Annotated in this window: 13 protein-coding genes and 2 rRNA genes; 13 read left to right on the top strand and 2 right to left on the bottom strand. The window is 59.4% G+C overall.

Annotated features, from left to right (window positions below; translation table 11 throughout):
• Together ACRXB1_RS10690 and rrf are read left to right on the top strand one after the other, a co-directional pair.
• Positions 1-1,388 (top strand): 23S ribosomal RNA (locus ACRXB1_RS10690); the annotation flags it as partial.
• A gap of 243 nt (positions 1,389-1,631) precedes the next feature.
• Positions 1,632-1,744: ribosomal RNA gene (gene rrf, locus ACRXB1_RS10685) — 5S ribosomal RNA — on the top strand.
• Positions 1,745-1,913: 169 nt separating this feature from the next.
• Here rrf and ACRXB1_RS10680 read toward each other — a convergent pair.
• The gene (locus tag ACRXB1_RS10680) at positions 1,914-3,107 is read right to left on the bottom strand and encodes a M20 aminoacylase family protein (RefSeq protein ID WP_062000346.1); all 1,194 of its coding nucleotides are present in this window, start codon (positions 3,105-3,107) and stop codon (positions 1,914-1,916) included.
• Positions 3,108-3,272: 165 nt separating this feature from the next.
• Here ACRXB1_RS10680 and ACRXB1_RS10675 point away from each other — a divergent pair, with 165 nt between their 5' ends.
• Both ACRXB1_RS10675 and ACRXB1_RS10670 read left to right on the top strand, forming a co-directional pair.
• The gene (locus ACRXB1_RS10675; protein WP_449491981.1) at positions 3,273-5,351 is read left to right on the top strand and encodes a molybdopterin-containing oxidoreductase family protein; all 2,079 of its coding nucleotides are present in this window, start codon (positions 3,273-3,275) and stop codon (positions 5,349-5,351) included.
• Between the two features lie 157 nt (positions 5,352-5,508).
• Complete coding sequence (locus ACRXB1_RS10670; protein ID WP_062000344.1) at positions 5,509-7,182, top strand: long-chain fatty acid--CoA ligase; 1,674 nt, start codon at positions 5,509-5,511, stop codon at positions 7,180-7,182.
• A 155-nt stretch (positions 7,183-7,337) separates the two neighbouring features.
• On the opposite strand, the gene ACRXB1_RS10665 is transcribed toward ACRXB1_RS10670, so the two are convergent.
• A complete protein-coding gene (locus ACRXB1_RS10665; protein WP_449491980.1) occupies positions 7,338-8,489 on the bottom strand; it encodes a porin in 1,152 nt (383 codons plus the stop codon).
• 310 nt (positions 8,490-8,799) lie between these two features.
• Between ACRXB1_RS10665 and coq7 the strand changes: the two genes are divergently transcribed.
• From coq7 to murD, 9 genes are all read left to right on the top strand, one after another.
• Positions 8,800-9,459 carry a 2-polyprenyl-3-methyl-6-methoxy-1,4-benzoquinone monooxygenase gene (coq7, locus tag ACRXB1_RS10660; protein ID WP_449491979.1) on the top strand — a complete coding sequence of 220 codons (660 nt, stop codon included), beginning with the start codon at positions 8,800-8,802 and terminating at the stop codon, positions 9,457-9,459.
• A 410-nt stretch (positions 9,460-9,869) separates the two neighbouring features.
• Positions 9,870-10,298, top strand: coding sequence for a division/cell wall cluster transcriptional repressor MraZ (mraZ, locus tag ACRXB1_RS10655; RefSeq protein ID WP_062000341.1), 429 nt, complete (start codon positions 9,870-9,872; stop codon positions 10,296-10,298).
• A 28-nt stretch (positions 10,299-10,326) separates the two neighbouring features.
• Entirely contained in the window at positions 10,327-11,280 is a 954-nt protein-coding gene (rsmH, locus tag ACRXB1_RS10650) for a 16S rRNA (cytosine(1402)-N(4))-methyltransferase RsmH (protein ID WP_449491978.1), read from the top strand.
• Positions 11,277-11,621, top strand: a complete 345-nt coding sequence (gene ftsL / locus ACRXB1_RS10645) for a cell division protein FtsL (protein WP_062000339.1) — start codon at positions 11,277-11,279, stop codon at positions 11,619-11,621. The genes rsmH and ftsL overlap by 4 nt, the downstream gene beginning before the upstream one ends.
• On the top strand, positions 11,618-13,477 hold the full coding sequence (locus ACRXB1_RS10640; RefSeq protein ID WP_062000338.1) for a peptidoglycan D,D-transpeptidase FtsI family protein: 1,860 nt from the start codon (positions 11,618-11,620) through the stop codon (positions 13,475-13,477). The genes ftsL and ACRXB1_RS10640 overlap by 4 nt, the downstream gene beginning before the upstream one ends.
• Positions 13,474-15,021: a UDP-N-acetylmuramoyl-L-alanyl-D-glutamate--2,6-diaminopimelate ligase gene (locus ACRXB1_RS10635; RefSeq protein ID WP_075358588.1), complete on the top strand. Its 1,548-nt coding sequence runs from the start codon at positions 13,474-13,476 to the stop codon at positions 15,019-15,021. The genes ACRXB1_RS10640 and ACRXB1_RS10635 overlap by 4 nt, the downstream gene beginning before the upstream one ends.
• Positions 15,018-16,430 carry a UDP-N-acetylmuramoyl-tripeptide--D-alanyl-D-alanine ligase gene (locus ACRXB1_RS10630; protein WP_449491977.1) on the top strand — a complete coding sequence of 471 codons (1,413 nt, stop codon included), beginning with the start codon at positions 15,018-15,020 and terminating at the stop codon, positions 16,428-16,430. Before ACRXB1_RS10635 ends, ACRXB1_RS10630 begins: the two co-directional genes overlap by 4 nt.
• A 15-nt stretch (positions 16,431-16,445) precedes the next feature.
• Entirely contained in the window at positions 16,446-17,615 is a 1,170-nt protein-coding gene (gene mraY, locus ACRXB1_RS10625; protein ID WP_062000335.1) for a phospho-N-acetylmuramoyl-pentapeptide-transferase, read from the top strand.
• Positions 17,616-17,642: 27 nt separating this feature from the next.
• On the top strand, positions 17,643-19,154 hold the full coding sequence (gene murD / locus ACRXB1_RS10620; protein WP_062000334.1) for a UDP-N-acetylmuramoyl-L-alanine--D-glutamate ligase: 1,512 nt from the start codon (positions 17,643-17,645) through the stop codon (positions 19,152-19,154).
• The last annotated feature ends 207 nt before the right edge of the window (positions 19,155-19,361 follow it).

Raw genomic sequence — 19,361 nt, 5'->3', positions numbered from 1 at the left:
GCGCGGAATTCAAGGGTACGAGGCCATTCACTTAGGTGAAGAAGCAATCGGAAGTGGTTCCAAGAAAAGCCTCTAAGCTTCAGTTTAACAAGACCGTACCGCAAACCGACACAGGTGGGCGAGATGAGTATTCTAAGGCGCTTGAGAGAACTCGGGAGAAGGAACTCGGCAAATTGGTACCGTAACTTCGGGATAAGGTACGCCCCTGTAGCTTGATGCGCCTGCGCGCAAAGGGTGAAGGGGTTGCAATAAACTGGTGGCTGCGACTGTTTAATAAAAACACAGCACTCTGCAAACACGAAAGTGGACGTATAGGGTGTGACGCCTGCCCGGTGCCGGAAGATTAAATGATGGGGTGCAAGCTCTTGATTGAAGTCCCGGTAAACGGCGGCCGTAACTATAACGGTCCTAAGGTAGCGAAATTCCTTGTCGGGTAAGTTCCGACCTGCACGAATGGCGTAACGATGGCCACACTGTCTCCTCCCGAGACTCAGCGAAGTTGAAGTGTTTGTGATGATGCAATCTCCCCGCGGCTAGACGGAAAGACCCCATGAACCTTTACTGTAGCTTTGCATTGGACTTTGAACCGATCTGTGTAGGATAGGTGGGAGGCTATGAAACCGGAACGCTAGTTTCGGTGGAGCCGTCCTTGAAATACCACCCTGGTTTGTTTGAGGTTCTAACCTTGGCCCGTGATCCGGGTCGGGGACAGTGCATGGTAGGCAGTTTGACTGGGGCGGTCTCCTCCCAAAGTGTAACGGAGGAGTACGAAGGTACGCTAGGTACGGTCGGAAATCGTGCTGATAGTGCAATGGCATAAGCGTGCTTAACTGCGAGACCGACAAGTCGAGCAGGTGCGAAAGCAGGTCATAGTGATCCGGTGGTTCTGTATGGAAGGGCCATCGCTCAACGGATAAAAGGTACTCTGGGGATAACAGGCTGATACCGCCCAAGAGTTCATATCGACGGCGGTGTTTGGCACCTCGATGTCGGCTCATCTCATCCTGGGGCTGTAGCCGGTCCCAAGGGTATGGCTGTTCGCCATTTAAAGAGGTACGTGAGCTGGGTTTAAAACGTCGTGAGACAGTTTGGTCCCTATCTGCCGTGGGCGTTGGATATTTGAAGGGGGCTGCTCCTAGTACGAGAGGACCGGAGTGGACGAACCTCTGGTGTACCGGTTGTCACGCCAGTGGCATCGCCGGGTAGCTATGTTCGGAAGAGATAACCGCTGAAAGCATCTAAGCGGGAAACTCGCCTTGAGATGAGATATCCCTGGAGCTTCGAGCTCCTTGAAGGGTCGTTCTAGACCAGGACGTTGATAGGTCAGGTGTGGAAGTGCAGTAATGCATTAAGCTAACTGATACTAATTGCCCGTAAGGCTTGATCCTATAACCAGTGTGTGTCGGCAGCCATGAGTGCTTAAGCACGTATGGATGCCCCATCCCGCGCCATGCGCGGGGTCTTAAGTACACGCATCGGTTGAGATCAGTGTTGTGCCTGATATAAGTAGTAGCAAACACAACCCCAAGCAACACCAGTAACAACGAGGCGTGCTCAACACATGCACTCGACTACTTCTTCCCCAGATTGGTTCAGTCGCACCGCACAAGCGACTGAACACCCCCTCAATGCCTGATGACCATAGCGAGTTGGTACCACCCCTTCCCATCCCGAACAGGACCGTGAAACGACTCCACGCCAATGATAGTGCGGATACCCGTGTGAAAGTAGGTAATCGTCAGGCTCCTCATCCTCTGCATCTCATCGCAGTCGCTAAAACCCCACCCCAGCAAGGTGGGGTTTTTGCGTTTACAGCGCAAATTGATCGGACCAGCCGAACCCACTACATCCGTTAATGGAAGGATTGCAGTGCAAGACGCATCGCAATCCTTCCCTCGGATATGAAACACCCATCAACGAGCCGATAAAAACCTGTCAGCGAGCTTCACAAAATAGGTTGAACCGACCGACAACAAGTCGTCATTGAAATCGTAGCTCGCGTTGTGAAGCATGCAAGGGCCCGCGCCGTGTCCCGATTCGCGATGCTCGCCTTCGCCATTTCCCAAAAACGCATAACAGCCAGGCTTTGCGAGCAGCATGAACGAAAAGTCTTCGGCGCCCATCGTCGGTTCCACTGATGCATTCACGTTCTGCTTACCCACGATTTCTTCCATCACCGATACCGCGAACCGCGCCTGCTCAGCATCATTGATCGTCGGCGGATAATTTCGATAGAACTCCAACACGCCTTCGCACTCATAAGCGGCCGCGGTCGATTCCACAATCGTCTTCATTCGTCGTTCGATCAAATCGAGTGTTTCGACCGTGAATGTTCTTACCGTGCCACCTAGCCATGCATCATCGGGGACGACATTGACTGCGTCGCCCGCGTGGATCTGCGTGATCGACAAAACGGCCGTATCGATGGGCTTCTTGCTCCGCGTGATGATTCCCTGCAGTCCGTTGGCAATCTGCATTGCGGCGAAAATCGGGTCGCGGCCGTTATGCGGCAACGCTGCATGCGACCCGATCCCTTTGACGCTGATTCGAAACTCGTTGCTCGATGCCATCAATGGGCCTTCCGTCACGCCGAACGTGCCCGCCTTCATGCCCGGCCAGTTGTGAATGCCAAAGACGGCATCGACGGGAAACTGCTCGAACAAGCCATCGTGGATCATCGCTTTTGCGCCCGCGCCGCCTTCTTCGGCCGGTTGGAAGATGAACACGATGGTCCCATCGAACTTTCCATACTTGGCCAGATGTTGGGCCGCGCCGAGCAACATGGCCGTGTGGCCGTCGTGACCGCATGCGTGCATGCGTCCCGCATTTTGTGATTTGTGATCGAACGTGTTGAGTTCCGTGATCGGCAAGGCATCCATATCGGCACGAAGGCCAATGCTCCTCGAGCTCGAACCGCGCTTTAACACACCAACCACGCCGGTTTTCCCCATCCCGCGATGAACCTCGAGACCCCATCGTTCAAGATTTTCAGCAACGAGTTTCGCGGTTCCGACTTCTTCGTAACGTAGTTCCGGGTTTGCGTGGATCGTTCGTCGCAAAGCTTTGATTTCTTCGTGTGATGCTTCGATTTCTGGAATCAAATTCATGGAAAAAGCCCCTGTCTGAACAATTGATCGTGCGCACGGGTATCCGCGTCAGTGGTTCCATTCTACGCCCGCGATTATTTATCGATGTTCGAGACCGTCGGCTTTCGCCAACCGTAATAAAATTGTCTCATCTGGCGGATTTCGCCGGTTCTAAATGGATCTCCCATGAACGCTCCCGCCGAATTCGTCCGCGCCGTCTGCCCGCACGATTGCCCTGATACATGCGCAATGCGCGTCACGGTGAAGGACGGCCGCGCGATCAAGATTTCGGGTGACCCGGATCATCCGCCGACGCAAGGCGTGCTGTGTACAAAGGTGACGCGATACGCGGAGCGCACGCATCACAAGGATCGTTTGCTGACGCCGATGCGCCGCGTCGGACGCAAAGGCGAAGGACATTTCGAAGCGATCGGCTGGGGCGAAGCGCTGACACTCGCTGCCGATCGGCTGGGTGAGATAGCAGCGCGTTCGCCCGAAGCGATCATGCCGTACAGCTACGCGGGCACGATGGGTCTCGTGCAGGGCGAAAGCATCGCAGCGCGTTTTTTCAATATGCTGGGTGCATCGCGGCTGGACCGGACGATTTGCGCCGCAGCCGGCGCCGCGGGCTTGCGCTACACGTATGGCGGAAGTCTCGGCATGCATACCGAGTACTTCGAGGAAAGCGAGTTGATCCTCATCTGGGGATCGAATCCGATTGCATCGAATCTGCATTTCTGGACGCGGGCGCAGGAGGCCAAGCGGCGCGGCGCGCGACTGATCGCGATCGATCCGTATCGTTCGCTCACGGCGGAGAAGTGTCATCAGCACATTGCGTTGAAGCCCGGCACGGACGGCGCGCTTGCGCTCGGTATGATCAATGTCCTGATCGGCGACGGGTTGATCGACCATGAATACATAAGCGCGCATACGCTCGGTTTCGATCAGCTCAAGGCTCGCGCGAACGACTATCCGCCCCCGCGTGTGGCGGAGATTTGCGGAATCGAAGCGCAAGTGGTGATCGATCTGGCGCGCGCTTTTGGATCGACGAAAAAAGCATCCATACGTCTCAACTACGGCATGCAGCGCGTGCGCGGCGGCGGCAATGCGGTTCGTGCGATTGCGTGTTTGCCATCGCTTACCGGTGCGTGGCGCGAGCGGTCGGGCGGGTTGCTGCTTTCATCGTCGAATTGGGCGCCTGTTGACGTCAACGCCCTCGAACGGCCCGACTTGTTGCCGGGATGGCCGTCGAAATTGCCGCGCATCGTGAACATGAATGCCATCGGCGATGCACTTCTGCATCCCGGCGACGCTACGTTCGGCCCGAAGATCGAAGCGATGATTGTCTACAACTCTAATCCCGTAGCCGTCGCGCCGGATTCGGCGAAGGTCGCCACGGGTTTCGCGCGGGAAGATCTGTTCACGATCGTGCTCGAGCACTTCCAGACCGATACCGCGGATTACGCCGACCTCATTTTTCCCGCGACCACGCAGCTCGAACATCTCGATGCCCACAAGTCCTACGGTCACACACATGTGATGGCGAACTTGCCGGCGATCCCGCCAGTGGGCGAATCACGCGCGAACACGGAGATTTTCCGAGGCCTGGCAAAAGCGATGGGGCTGGCGCATCCCGCGTTGTTCGAAACCGATGACGAAGTGGCATCGAAGGCATTCAGATGGGACGATCCTGCGCTTGCGGGCGTGAACTGGGAAACACTGAAATCAACCGGCTGGGCGCAGCTCAAGCTGCCGGACGCGCCGTTTGCGGAGGGCGGATTCCGCACGCCATCGGGAAAATGCGAGTTTTTCAGCGAGCGCCTCGAGCGCGCGGGACTGGAGCCGGTGCCCGACTATTTGCCGCCGTATGAATCGGCTGAATACGCGCCGGCGCTGGCTGCACGGTATCCGCTTTCGATGATCTCGCCGCCTGCCCGGAACTTCCTCAATAGCAGCTTCGTCAACGTCGAAAGCCTTCGGTCAACGGAAGGCGAGCCGCATGTCGATATTCATCCCGCCGACGCCCATGCCCGCCAGATTGCCAACGGCGAAATGGTGCGCATCTTTAACGATCGTGGATCGATGCAAGCGCGGGCTCGCATAACGGATCGCGCGCGTGAAGGCGTGGTGGTCGGATTGTCGATCTGGTGGAAGAAACTCGCACCCGATGGTTGCAATGCGAATCAGGTGACGAGCCAGGCGCTGACCGATCTCGGCGGTTCTGCGACATTTTATGACTGTCTCGTGGAGGTCGAGACCGTTTAGTAATTCAGGCAGAAGCAAGGCGGCATAGGGGGAAGCACGCGTCCGCCCGGTTTTGAAGCTGGCGTCTAACCCGGTTGTCGGAAAGTGATCCAGCCGCTACGATGCGCGAGAGACATTTTCGCACGACCATTCTAAAATCATACAAAGGAGACGCCGTATGGAAAAAATCTGGCTGAAGTCCTATCCGGCAGGCGTGCCCGAGGAAATCGATGCAACCCGCTACAACTCGCTTTCCGATCTGCTGCTGGAGAGCTTCCGCGAAAATCGCAGCAAGCGCGCGTTTGTCTGCATGGGCAAAGCCATCACGTATGGCGAACTCGACGCAGTCTCGACCCGGCTCGCCGCCTGGTTCCAGGCTCGTGGCCTGAAACCAGGCGCGCGCATCGCGATCATGATGCCCAACGTGCTGCAATATCCCGTCGCGATCGCGGCGATCTTGCGGGCGGGGTATGTGGTAGTGAACGTGAATCCGCTTTACACGCCGCGCGAACTCGAACACCAGTTGCAGGATTCCGGCGCGCAGGCCATCGTCGTGCTCGAAAACTTCGCGCATACCGTGCAGTCGGTCGTCAAAAACACAGCGATCGAACACGTCGTGGTTGCCACGATGGGCGACCTGATGGGCGTGAAAGGCATGATCGTCAATTTCGTCGTGCGCAAGGTGAAGAAGCTCGTGCCCGCATGGAATCTTCCGGGCCACGTGAGCTTCAACACGGCGCTTCGGCAAGGCGCGAGCGAAACGCTCAAGCCCGTCAGCCAGGGACCGGACGACATCGCTTTCCTCCAGTACACGGGTGGCACGACCGGCGTGGCGAAGGGCGCAATGTTGCTGCATCGGAACTTGATTGCGAACGTCCTGCAGTCGGAAGTGTGGCTTGAGCCCGGACGCAGGAACCGGCCTGATATCGACCAGTTCATCAGTGTCGTGGCGCTGCCGCTTTATCACATCTTTGCGCTGACGGTTTGTGGCTTCCTCACCATCAGGACCGGCGGCATGGGCATCCTGATTCCGAATCCACGCGATATCCCTGGCACGATCAAGGAGCTCAAAGGCTTCCCGATCAACACCTTCCCGGCCGTCAACACGCTGTACAACGCGTTGCTGAACAACCCGGAATTCGCGAAGCTGGATTTCTCGAAGCTGATTGCGGCGAATGGCGGCGGCATGGCGGTGCAGGAAGCCGTGGCGAAGCGCTGGTTCGAGATAACGGGGTCGCCGATTATCGAAGGGTATGGGTTGTCCGAGACATCGCCGTGCGTGACGTGCAATCCGGTGACCGCCACGGAATATACCGGGACGATCGGGTTGCCGTTTCCATCGACTGAAATCTCCATTCGCGATGACGACGACCGCGAAGTGCCGCTCGGCCAGCCGGGCGAGGTCTGCATTCGCGGACCGCAAGTGATGGCGGGCTACTGGAATCGTCCCGACGAAACCGCGAAAGTAATGACGCCCGACGGCTTCTTCAAATCCGGCGACGTCGGCGTGATGGACGAGCGCGGTTACGTGAAGATTGTCGACCGGAAGAAGGACATGATCCTGGTGTCGGGCTTCAACGTGTATCCGAACGAGATCGAGGACGTGGTGGCCAAGCTTCCGGGCGTGTTCGAAGTGGCTGCCGTCGGCGTAAAGGACGCGGCATCGGGCGAAGCGGTGAAGCTGTTTGTCGTGCGGCGGGACCCGCACCTGACTGAAGCGGATGTCATTGCTTATTGCAAGGAGCGGCTGACCGGATACAAGCGGCCTCGGGTGATCGAATTCCGTACGGAATTGCCCAAGAGCAACGTTGGCAAAATTCTGCGCCGCGAGTTGCGCGACGGCAACGCCTGACGCTTCAAGCCAACGAAATCTCACGCAGCATCGAAAACCTTCGCATCGAAAGACGCGAAGGTCTTTTTACGCGCATAAGGCGCTCGCACGACTGCGCGAGACGAAAAAAAGGCGCCCGAAGGCGCCTTTCAAGACAACTGTTTTATTACGACTTATTAGAACTTGTGGCGAATGCCGACGATCGCTGCGACCTGGTTCGACGTCGTCGATGCCGACAGACCGTTGATCTGCGCCACTGCCTTGCCGACCGAGTCCGTGCCGCTTGCGTGCTGGTACACACCATCGACGTAGACGTCCGTACGCTTCGACAGGAAGTAGTCCGCACCGATCACGCCTTGGTGGTACTTCGCGTCGTTCACGCCGTAGCCCTTGGTGTAGTCGTATGCAGCACCCAGCAAGAACGCCGGCGTCAGTTGATACTTGAAGTTCACTTCGGCGTTGTGGAACTTGGCGCTGCCGTTCGTGACCTGGCCTGCGCCCGTCACGCCGGTTTGACCCAGATCCTTGAACTGCGTGTTGCTGTACGTTGCGCCGACGGTTGCCGGGCCGAACGTGTAAGCGCCTGCAGCCGTGATGATCTGCTGCGTCTTGGCCGTTGCATAACCCGAGTACACACGCGAACCGGTCATGTTCGAAGCCGTTGCGCTCGACGTTGCGTTGTTGCCGAAGAACGAAAAGTTCGGGTTCTTGACGTTCACGTAACCTGCGCCCAACGTCAACGGACCTTGCGCATAGCCAACACCGCCCGAGAAGATCTGGTTGCGGTTGAACTGACCTGCAACACCACCGAGGCTGTACAAACCGCCGAACGTGATGCCCGAGTAGTTGGCGCTCGTGTACTTGATCGCGTTGTTCGTGCGGTTCGAGTTGTTCATGTTGTCCAGGTCGCCCGGGTGCGCACCGTAGAACGTGCCCCACTGGCTACCGACTTCCAGCGCGCCGGTGTAGTCAACCACTGAGTCGTATTGACGACCGAGGGTAACCGTGCCGAACTGCGACGACAAACCAACATAAGCCTGGCGGCCGAATTCGTCACCACCTTGATTCAGGCGGCCGGTGAAAACGTTGAAGCCGTTTTCCAATACGAACAGCGCCTTCAGGCCACCGCCCAGATCTTCGGTGCCACGCAGACCCCAGCGGTCGCCTTGCAGATTGCCGGCGCTGGTTCCGTACAGCTTCTGGCCTGCCGAGTTGTTGTTATAAACAAAACCGGCGTCGATAATACCGTACAGCGTCACGCTGCTCTGAGCGTGCGCAGCACCAGCAAACGTACCTAACGCAGCCAGAGCGAGAAGCGACTTTTTCATTGATGATCTCCAAAGGGTTGAACCTGTTTGGCAAGGTCACTGTTCTAGCGCCAGTGTGTTGACGTCCCTGCCGGTACTTCAAAATTGAAGTTGAACGTAATGTAACAAAGAGCTTTTTGGCAACAAAGGAAAAGCAGCCGCTCCCTTTCCCTCGTGTGACGTTTACGCAACATGGGCTAAAATCAAGGCCTTACGGCTTTTTACGACCCGTGTTTGCCCTAGTTACGGGTTTGCAAGAGTACGTTTGTGCAGTTGATCGACTCCGCGGGGCAACCAGACGCTCAGGAGATCGAAACAGGAGTTATAAAACATGACACTCGATGAACTGATTTCGGAGTTCGATCGTGGACTTCGGTCGATGACCGGCGTCTCCCGTATGTCCCGGCCGGTTCCGGAGCCGCAAGCGGCTTATGTCGACGCAACCGATGCGATCGAGCATCCTGCGGAGACGTCCTTGACGGCAGAAGAGAAAGCGCATTCAGCGGGGCTGATGCGCGTGAATCATGTGGGCGAGGTCTGCGCACAGGCGCTGTATCAGGCGCAGAAGCTTGCGACCAACTCGGCGCCTTTGAAACGCGGCTTCGAGGAAGCCGCGCGCGAAGAAGAGGATCACTTGGCGTGGACTGCGCGCCGTCTGCGCGATCTGGATTCGCGACCAAGCTTGCTCAATCCTTTGTGGTACACGGGTTCGCTCGCGTTGGGTTTTCTTGCCGGTCGGTTCGGTGACCGCGTGAGTCTTGGCTTCATGGCCGAGACGGAGCGGCAGGTCGAGAAGCACCTGGACAGCCACATGACCAGTTTGCCGGTCAATGACTACGCGTCGCGGGCAATCGTGGATCAGATGCGAGTTGACGAAGCGGCGCATGCTGTCGCTGCGACGCAAGCGGGCGGCGTCGAATTGCCGTTCCCGGTGCGGGCACTGATGCGCGCAACATCGAAGGTCATGACCCGCACCGCATACTATATTTAAACAGTATGGTTCATTCGTTGGCGCCTTTCGCCGCTCGTGCGAGGGGCGTTTTGGATGTTCTGCTCCGATCTGCGCTTAATCTGGCCCGTAATTCCCTTCTTCGTCCCTACGCGCGTCGAAACCCTCTCCCACCCGCCCGCTTGAATTCACGTACTACCTTCACATCCTTCACTACCTCATTCATTCATAACGGTTTTCAGGAATTCAGCCTACTTTAGCGGTCTGCGCTAAGTCATTGTTCTAACAAACAAATTTAGTCAAAAAACGCCAGATCGTATTGACCGGCGAAATGCGTTCCTCTACAGTGGGAAATGGTGTGAGAAAGTGTATTTTTGTGTGAGTCAGCGCGCACTTTCGGGCAATATTCCAACAAAGTCGTGGCGCCGCCGGGGCGTGAGAGGAGAGGGCGAGTGTTCCAGGGAGCTTCAGCGCTATCGCTCGATGCGAAAGGACGGATGTCCGTCCCGTCTCGCTATCGCGACGCGCTGCAAGGACAGGCAGAAGGCCGGGTCACGCTCACGAAGAGCCCGGATGGATGCCTGTTGCTCTTTCCTCGCCCGGAGTGGGAAATCTTCCGTTCAAAAATCGCAGCACTCCCCATGGACGCAATCTGGGTTCGCCGTATCTATCTTGGCAATGCCATGGATGTCGAGCTCGACAGCGCCGGGCGCGTGCTGGTATCGCCGGAATTGCGGGCCGCGGCCACGCTCGCCAAAGAAGTGACATTGCTTGGAATGGGTAATTACCTGGAAGTGTGGGACGCCGCGACTTACGCGGAGAAGGAAAAAGCGGCAATGGCGCAGGGCATGCCCGACGCGCTGAAGAATTTCACGTTTTGACGCAGAGCTAAAGAACATGGCCCCTGCGATGAAAAACGAATTGCAGCATCGCACGGTGCTGCTGGATGAAGCGGTCAATGCGCTGATAACACGCAGCGACGGTACTTATATAGATGGAACGTTCGGGCGCGGCGGTCATAGCCGGCTCGCGCTGACGAAGCTGAGTGAAGCCGGCAGGTTGATCGCTTTCGATAAAGACCCGCTGGCCATTGCCACAGCAGGGCAGATTCAGGATTCGCGGTTTTCGATCGTGCATGAGAGTTTCGCCTCGTTAGCCGATGCCGCTGCCGAGCGAGGAGTTAGGAAAGTGTCGGGCGTGTTGCTGGATCTGGGTGTGTCGTCGCCGCAAGTGGACGATCCGGATCGCGGCTTCAGTTTCAGGGCCGATGGCCCGCTCGACATGCGGATGGACCCGAGCCGCGGCGAATCCGCAGCGGACTGGCTGGCGCGGGCAACGGTGCAGGAATTGACGGAGGTGATCAAAGATTATGGGGAAGAACGGTTTGCTTTTCAGATTGCAAAGGCGCTTGTTGCTCGCCGGGCAGAGTCCGACCGTCTTGGGCCTCTCGTCAGCACGGGCGAGCTTGCCCAAATCGTGGGTCACGTCGTCAAAACCCGTGAGAAGGGCAAGGATCCGGCAACCCGCACCTTTCAGGCTATACGGATTCACATCAATCAAGAGCTTGCGGAGCTGCAAGTAGTTCTGGACGCAGCATTGGCGTTGTTGGAGCAAGGGGGGCGCCTCGTCGTGATCAGCTTTCATTCGCTCGAGGACCGGATCGTCAAGCGTTTCATGCAGGCCCACGCAAGCGGGCCTGCGATCGACCGCCGCCTGCCCATCCGCGCTGCCGACATTCCCACGCCGCCGCTCAAGCTGCTCGGCCGTGTATTCGCTTCCGAAGCCGAAGTTGCGGCAAACCCGCGCGCGCGTTCCGCAGTCATGCGGATCGCCGAGCGCGTCACAGAGCAGACGGCGCCATGAACCGTCTGAATATCTTCCTGCTGATCGTCGTGCTTGGCTGCGCGTTGTCGGCGGTGAGCTCGTCGAACAAGCAGCGGCAGATTTTTATCAATGTGCAGCGGGCGCAGTCGCAAGAGCGTCAGTTGCAGCAGGATTTTTCCCAGCTTCAATATCAGCAGAGCGCGTTGTCGAAAACCTCGCGTATCGAGCAGTTGGCCATTACGTCCCTGAAAATGCAGCCCGTCACGACGGGCCGTACGCAATATCTGAACTATGACCCGGCGACGTCGAAGGCAACAGACGCGCCGTTGCCCGCGCCCCTGCCGGCGTCGGCTCCTCCCGCACGCGGGGTGAAACGATGAAACCCACGCCAAAGAAGAACAAGGGCGTCGCGTTCACGCCCAATCCCATTCTCTCCGTGCGCCTCCCGATGTGGCGCTCGAAGCTCGTCGTATTCCTCCTGTTCATGGCCTTCGTTGCGCTTGCAGGACGTGCGTTCTGGATCCAGGGTCCGGGCAACGCGTTCTTCAAGAAACAAGGCGAGAGCCGTTATCAGCGCACGCTTGAACTGCCTGCTACGCGTGGCCAGATCAAGGACCGCAACGGCCTCGTGCTTGCAACCAGCCTGCCCGTAAAGGCGATCTGGGCGATCCCCGAAGCCGTTCCCGACGACCTCGGCGCGGACAAGCTCGGCCAGCTTTCCACGCTGCTCGAGATGTCGCCGAAAGAACTGCGCTCCAAGTTGTCGATGGACAAGACCTTCGTCTACGTGAAGCGCCAGGTGCCCATGGAAGTCGCGCAGAAAGTCGCGGCGCTGGATATCCCGGGCATCTACACGCGTGGCGAATACAAACGGTTCTATCCGGAAGGCGAGATCACCGCGCACCTGATCGGCTTCACCAATATTGAAGACAAGGGTCAGGAAGGCGTCGAACTCGGCGATCAGGGCGTGCTCGCCGGAACGCCGGGCATGCGCCGCGTGATCAAGGACCGGATGGGGCACATCGTCGAGGACGTCGACGAACAAGTCGTGCCGCACAACGGCGAAGACGTGGATCTGTCGATTGACAGCAAGATCCAGTACATCGCTTATACGAACCTGAAAGCGGCCGTCGAGAAGTTCAAGGCGAAGGCGGGCGCAGCCATTGTCATCGATGTGAAGACGGGCGAAGTGCTCGCGCTCGTCAACTACCCGACTTATAACCCGAACGACCGCTCGCGCATGACCGGCGAGCAGTTGCGCAACCGGATCATGACGGACACGTTCGAGCCTGGCTCGATCATGAAGCCATTCACCGTGTCGCTTGCGCTCGATCTGCATCGTGTGACGCCGAATACGCTTGTCGAAACGGGCAACGGCCAGTTCGTGCTCGACGGCGCGCGCATTACTGACGACTCGGGCTTCGGCACGCTGACCGTGGGTGGCGTGATCCAGAAGTCGAGCAACATCGGCGCGACCAAGATTGCGATGCAGTTGAAGCCCGAAGAGATGTGGAACATGTACACGAGCATCGGGCTCGGACAAGCGCCGAAGGTGGGATTCCCTGGCGCGGTGTCCGGACGTTTGCGGCCGTGGAAAAGCTGGCGCCGGATCGAACAGGCGACGATGTCGTATGGCTATGGTTTGTCGGCGTCGCTGTTCCAGTTGGCGCGCGCTTACACGGCGATCGCGCACGACGGACAAGTGTTGCCGGTTTCCATCTTCCGCACGCCCGGCGACTCGGCCGTGACCGGTCCGCAAGTGTTTGCACCGACCACCGCGCGTGAAGTGCGCGCCATGCTCGAAACCGTGACAGCGAAGGGCGGCACGTCGCCGGATGCAGCCGTGCCGGGTTACCGCGTGGGCGGGAAGTCGGGTACGGCGTACAAGCACGCGGGCCGCGGCTACGACAAATCCAAGTACCGCGCGTCGTTCGTGGGCATGGGCCCGATGCCGAATCCGCGCATCGTGGTGGCGGTTTCTGTCGATGAACCCACGGCCGGCAGCCACTTCGGCGGTCAGGTTTCGGGGCCGGTGTTCTCGGCAATCGTCGGCGATACCCTGCGTTCGCTGAACGTTCCGCCTGACATGGCCGTGAAGCAGATGGTCGTCTCCGACGATCCCGCTTCCGGCACGCCGGCAACCGACATCAAGAAGCCGAACGCGACGACCACGAATCCGCCGAAGAAGCTGAAAGTATCGGCGAATACGAAAACGCATCCGGGAGTCGTTCGATGAGCGACTTGATCAAGCAACAGGCGCAGATCGCGAAAGCGGTGGCGTGGTTGCGCTCGCATGCCGATGCCGGTGCGCAACTGCATGCCGATTCGCGTTCGCTCAAACCGGGCGATGTGTTTTTTGCCTACGCTGTTGACGGTGCCGACAGCCGTCCGCATATCGATGCCGCTTTCAAGCAAGGCGCGGCCGCCGTGTTGTATCAGCCGGAAAACTTCCCGGGCAAGCCGGATGCGTCGCGTTCGTTTGCCGTGAAGGCATTGAACGAACTGGCCGGGCCGATAGCATCGGCGTGGTATGGCGAGCCGACCGAATCCATGCTCGTCGTGGGCGTGACCGGAACGAATGGCAAGACGTCGTGCAGCCAGTGGCTGGCAACGGCGCTCTCCGCGTTGGGTACGCCGACCGCCGTGATCGGCACGCTTGGCAGCGGCATGCCGGGCAAGCTCGTGCATTCAGGTTTCACGACGCCCGACGCGCCGCAATTGCAACGCACGTTTGCGCAGTTCAAGACGGAAGGCGCGAAAGGCGTCGCCATGGAAGTGTCGTCGCATGCGTTGCATCAGGGGCGTGCGAACGGCACGAAGTTCGACATCGCGATCTTCACGAATCTCACGCAGGATCACCTCGACTATCACGGCACATTCGCCGCGTATGAAGGTGCCAAGGCGAAGCTGTTTGCGTGGCCTGCGTTGAAGGCTGCCGTCATCAATCGTGACGATGCCGCCGGTCAACGCCTGATCGCTGCCTGTCACGGCCGCACGCGAACGATTGCTTATGGCATCGAAGGCATCGAGGGCGCGTCGGACGTGACGAATGTAAAAGCCGATGCATCGCTGGTCGCGAGCGCCGTGCGTGCAACCGCAACGGGCACGGCGTTTCACCTGGAGTCCGACTGGGGTGCCGCCGACGTGGAAGTTGCAACGCTCGGCGAGTTCAACGTGAGCAATCTGCTCGGCGTGCTCGGCGCGTTGCTGGCCGCGCACGTTCCGCTCGACGCCGCGCTCGCACAGATCGCGAAGCTCGAACCGGTGAACGGCCGCATGCAGCGTCTCGGCGGCCGGTTGCAGAACGACGAGCCGCTCGTCGTGATCGACTATGCGCATACGCCGGATGCGCTGGAGAAAACGCTCTTGGCGCTGCGGCCGATTGCAGAAACGCGCGGCGGTCAGTTGATCTGCATGTTCGGCTGCGGCGGCGATCGCGATGCAACCAAGCGTCCGCTGATGGGCGCCATCGCGGAGAAGAATTCGGATCATGTGGTGATCACGAGCGATAACCCGCGCAGCGAAGATCCGCTTGCGATCATCGGTCAAATCGCGGCAGGCTTTCAGGATGCGGCCAAAGCGCGTCGCATCGAGGACCGCGCGAGCGCGATTCTTCAGGCGATCCGCACGGCGGCTCGCGAGGACGTGGTCGTGCTGGCCGGAAAAGGCCACGAAGCCACGCAGGAAATCATGGGCAAGAAGCGCGCGTTTTCCGATCAGGATCATGCGCGCCTGGCTCTCGCCGCTCGCGCCACGCAAGCGCGCGGAGGTGGTGAATGACGTTATTTACTTTGCGCGATGCAGCGCTGGAAATTCCCGGCGCTACTGTTTCAGGCGACGAAAACATTGCGTTCGATCGTGTGTCGACGGACAGCCGCACGGCCGGTCCGGGCGATCTGTTTATCGCGATCAAGGGCGATCGTTTCGATGCCCACAATTTTCTGCCGCAAGTCGCGCAACGCGGCGCTACCGCCGTGCTCGCTTCGCGTCTGCCTGATGACTTTGCAACGCCAGCCATCAAGGTAAAGGACACGCGCATTGCGCTCGGTGCGCTGGCGCACGGCTGGCGCAAGCGCTTTGCGATTCCGCTGATTGCGGTGACCGGCAGCAACGGCAAGACTACGGTCAAGGAAATGATCTCGTCGATCTTCGCTGCCGCTGTTGGTGAAAGCGCCCGGCTCGCGACGGCGGGAAATTTCAACAACGACATCGGCTTGCCTTTGACGCTGTTCCGTCTGAACAAATCGCACAAGCTTGCCGTGATCGAGCTCGGCATGAATCATCCGGGCGAAACTGAAACGCTCGGCAAGATCGCCGCGCCGACGGTCGCTGTCGTGAACAACGCGCAGCGCGAGCACCAGGAATTCATGGCGACGGTCGAAGCGGTCGCGCTGGAACATGCGTCGGTGATTCATGCGCTGGCATCGAATGGAACGGCCGTGTTTCCCGCCGACGACAAGTACGCGAGCATCTGGCGCGTCGCCGCGACGGGCAATCCCATTCTTGATTTCGCGTTGCATACGGACGCTTCGCAACCCCCTGCAGCGGTGACCGGCAAGCTGGTTGGCGCGACGTTGCACATCACGACGCCGGAGGGCGCAACCGAAGTCGCATTGCAAGTCCTCGGCGATCACAACGCACGCAACGCGCTGGCGGCAACGGCAGCCGCGCTCGCCGCGAACGTGTCACTCGATGCCATCAAGCGCGGACTCGAAGCCTTCGAGCCCGTGAAGGGCCGTCTGCAAGTGAAGCGCGCGGCGGTGAGGCCGATCGAAGGCGCAACGGTTATCGACGATACGTACAACTCGAATCCCGATTCCATGCGCGCGGCCATCGACGTGCTGGCGTTGCAAGCTTCGCCGCGTGTGCTCGTAATGGGCGACATGGGCGAAGTCGGCGATCAGGGCCCGGCGTTTCATCGCGAAGTGGGTGCGTATGCGGCGCAACAGGGAATTGACACGCTCTTCGCACTCGGCGATGCAAGCATCGACGCCGCGAAATCCTTCGGCCCGGCAGGACAGCATTTCACCGATATCTCCTCACTCATTGCAGCACTCACCGGCGCGGGCTTCGGACCCGGCGCCACGTTTCTCGTGAAAGGCTCGCGCTTCATGCAGATGGAGCGCGTGGTGGACGCCGTGACGAGTCCACACCAACCCGCAGCGGGCGTTATGCCTGCCGCGCACTGAAGAAGAAGGTCCAGCATGCTACTCGCACTCGCGCAATGGCTTCAGAATGACGCCAGTTTTCTGCGCGTGTTTACCTATCTCACGTTCCGCGCAGTTGGCGCGACGATCACGGCGTTGTTCGTCGGTCTCGTTTGCGGCCCGTGGGTGATCCGCAAATTGACGCAGTTGAAAGTCGGTCAGGCCGTGCGCACGAACGGTCCGCAATCGCATTTGGTCAAGTCCGGCACGCCGACCATGGGTGGCGTGCTGATCCTGCTGGGCATCGCGTTTTCCACGTTGCTGTGGGCCGATCTTGCCAATCGATTCGTCTGGATCGTGATGCTCGTCACGTTCGGTTACGGCGTGATCGGCTGGGTCGATGACTACCGCAAAGTCGTGCACAAGGACCCGCGCGGCATGTCGTCGCGCGAAAAGTATTTCTGGCAATCAGCGATTGGCTTGTTTGCCGCCGTGTATCTCGCGTTCAGCGTGTCCGAGGCGAACAACGCTCGTGTGTTCGACCTGTTCATGGCGTGGGTGCGAAGCGGTTTGTCGATGGGCTTGCCTGCGCGCGCCGACCTGATGCTGCCGTTCCTCAAATCGATCAGCTATCCGCTGGGCACGTGGGGCTTTATCGCGATGACGTATCTCGTGATCGTCGGTTCGAGCAACGCTGTGAATCTCACCGATGGCCTCGACGGTCTCGTGATCATGCCGGTGGTGCTGGTCGGTGCATCGCTCGGCGCGTTTGCCTATGTGATGGGCAGCTCGGTGTACTCGAAATACTTGTTGTTCCCCCACATTCCGGGTGCCGGCGAATTGCTGATCTTCTGTTCCGCGATGGGCGGCGCCGGACTCGCGTTTCTCTGGTACAACACGCACCCCGCGCAGGTCTTCATGGGCGATGTCGGCGCGCTCGCGCTTGGCGGCGCGCTTGGCACCATCGCCGTGATCGTGCGGCAGGAAGTCGTGCTGTTCATCATGGGCGGCGTGTTCGTCGCGGAAACGGTTTCCGTGATGATGCAGGTGACCTACTTCAAGTACACCAAAAAACGCTTCGGCGAAGGGCGGCGCATCTTCAAGATGGCGCCGCTGCATCACCATTTCGAGTTGTCGGGATGGAAGGAAACGCAGGTGGTCGTGCGCTTCTGGATCATCACGCTGATGTTGTGTCTGTTTGGTTTGTCGACGCTGAAGCTGCGTTGATCTTGTTGGCCAGGAAAAGGTAAAGCGATGTTTGGCGAGAAGTTCTTCGATCGGCAGAGTCCGATGGTGCTTGTGCTGGGGCTCGGTGAATCCGGCCTCGCGATGACGCGCTGGTGCGCGCGTCACGGGTGCCGTCTGCGCGTGGCCGATACCCGCGCCACGCCGCCGAATCTGTCGGAACTCGCAGTGCACGGCATCGATGCAGATTTCGTCGGCGGTGAATTCACGCCGGCGCTGCTCGATGGCGGGATCGAGATTGTTGCAATCAGCCCGGGACTGTCGCCTCTGGCTGATGATTTGAGGCCGCTCCTCGACGCCGCGCGGGAACGCGGCGTCCCTGTGTGGGGCGAGCTGGAATTGTTCGCGCAAGCGTTGAAGTCGCTTGGCGCGAACGGCTACACGCCGAAGGTGATTGCCATTACGGGCACCAACGGCAAGACCACGACGACCGCCATGACCGGGTTGTTGTGCGAGCGTGCCGGCAAGACCGTGGCGGTGGCGGGAAACATCAGCCCGGCCATGCTGGACAAGCTCAGCGAAGCAATCGACAACACCGCGCTGCCCGATGTCTGGGTGCTGGAGCTGTCGAGTTTTCAGCTTGAGACGGCACACTCGTTCGCGCCGGACGCTGCTGCCGTGCTGAATATCACGCAAGACCATCTGGACTGGCACGGTGGGCTCGATGCGTACGCCGCCGCGAAAGGCCGCATCTTCGGTGAGAAGACCGTGCGCGTGCTGAATCGTGACGACGCGCGGACCATGAAGCTTGCTTCGGGAAATGCAGCGAAGGTCGTGACGTTCGGGCTTGACGAACCGGCGCGTCTCGGCGACTTCGGGTTGCTGCGCGAGAACGGCATTGCGTGGCTTGCGCAAGGTCACGACCGTGATCTCAGCGATGAACCCGCGCCCGCGCGTCGCCGTAAAAGCGATGTCGCGGCCGAGCCGAACGTGTATTCGAAGCGCCTGATGCCGGTGGATGCGTTGCGTGTTCGCGGCCTGCACAACGCGGCGAATGCGCTGGCTGCCCTGGCGCTCGCGCGTGCGGTGGATTTGCCCTTGGCTTCATTGCTGCATGGCTTGCGTGAATACAAGGGCGAGCCGCATCGCGTGGAAGTGATCGGGCAGATCGACGGCATCGATTTCGTCGATGACAGCAAAGGCACGAACGTCGGCGCAACCGTCGCTGCACTGGATGGTCTCGCGCAGAAGTCCGTGCTGATTGCCGGTGGCGATGGCAAAGGCCAGGACTTTTCGCCGCTCGAAGCGCCGGTGGAACGCTGGTGCCGCGCAGTGATGCTGATCGGCCGCGATGCACCGCGTCTTCGTGAAGCGCTGGCAAACACGGCCGTGCCATTGCACGACCACGAAACGCTCGAAGCCGCGACGCAAGCGGCGGCGCAACTGGCCCAGCCCGGCGACGCCGTGTTGTTGTCGCCGGCGTGCGCAAGCTTCGACATGTTCAAGAACTATGCACATCGCGCGGACGTTTTCCGGCAAGCGGTGGCTGATATTGCTGCAGACCGGGGGGTAATGCTATGAGCTGGTCCGAACGTTTTGGCTCGAAGCTGACAGGACAACGCAACGCCGTCGCGAACGACAGCGCCTCGCTTGGCGGGCGTACATCGCGCGGACGTTTTCCGGCAAGCGGTGGCTGATATTGCTGCAGACCGGGGGGTAATGCTATGAGCTGGTCCGAACGTTTTGGCTCGAAGCTGACAGGACAACGCAACGCCGTCGCGAACGACA

Source organism: Caballeronia sp. M23-90, assembly GCF_053574605.1.
The sequence above is the reverse complement of the archived record's forward strand: the minus strand, read 5'-3'. Positions and strand labels throughout refer to the sequence as shown.

Bases quoted from the DNA above. Each gene is read 5' to 3' on its own strand.
- ftsL (WP_062000339.1), top strand. From the start codon at position 11,277: ATGAACCGTCTGAATATCTTCCTGCTGATCGTCGTGCTTGGCTGCGCG.
- ACRXB1_RS10670 (WP_062000344.1), top strand. From the start codon at position 5,509: ATGGAAAAAATCTGGCTGAAGTCCTATCCGGCAGGCGTGCCCGAGGAA.
- murD (WP_062000334.1), top strand. From the start codon at position 17,643: ATGTTTGGCGAGAAGTTCTTCGATCGGCAGAGTCCGATGGTGCTTGTG.
- ACRXB1_RS10665 (WP_449491980.1), bottom strand. From the start codon at position 8,489: ATGAAAAAGTCGCTTCTCGCTCTGGCTGCGTTAGGTACGTTTGCTGGT.
- ACRXB1_RS10630 (WP_449491977.1), top strand. From the start codon at position 15,018: ATGACGTTATTTACTTTGCGCGATGCAGCGCTGGAAATTCCCGGCGCT.
- ACRXB1_RS10680 (WP_062000346.1), bottom strand. From the start codon at position 3,107: ATGAATTTGATTCCAGAAATCGAAGCATCACACGAAGAAATCAAAGCT.
- ACRXB1_RS10635 (WP_075358588.1), top strand. From the start codon at position 13,474: ATGAGCGACTTGATCAAGCAACAGGCGCAGATCGCGAAAGCGGTGGCG.
- ACRXB1_RS10675 (WP_449491981.1), top strand. From the start codon at position 3,273: ATGAACGCTCCCGCCGAATTCGTCCGCGCCGTCTGCCCGCACGATTGC.
- mraY (WP_062000335.1), top strand. From the start codon at position 16,446: ATGCTACTCGCACTCGCGCAATGGCTTCAGAATGACGCCAGTTTTCTG.
- ACRXB1_RS10640 (WP_062000338.1), top strand. From the start codon at position 11,618: ATGAAACCCACGCCAAAGAAGAACAAGGGCGTCGCGTTCACGCCCAAT.
- coq7 (WP_449491979.1), top strand. From the start codon at position 8,800: ATGACACTCGATGAACTGATTTCGGAGTTCGATCGTGGACTTCGGTCG.
- rsmH (WP_449491978.1), top strand. From the start codon at position 10,327: ATGAAAAACGAATTGCAGCATCGCACGGTGCTGCTGGATGAAGCGGTC.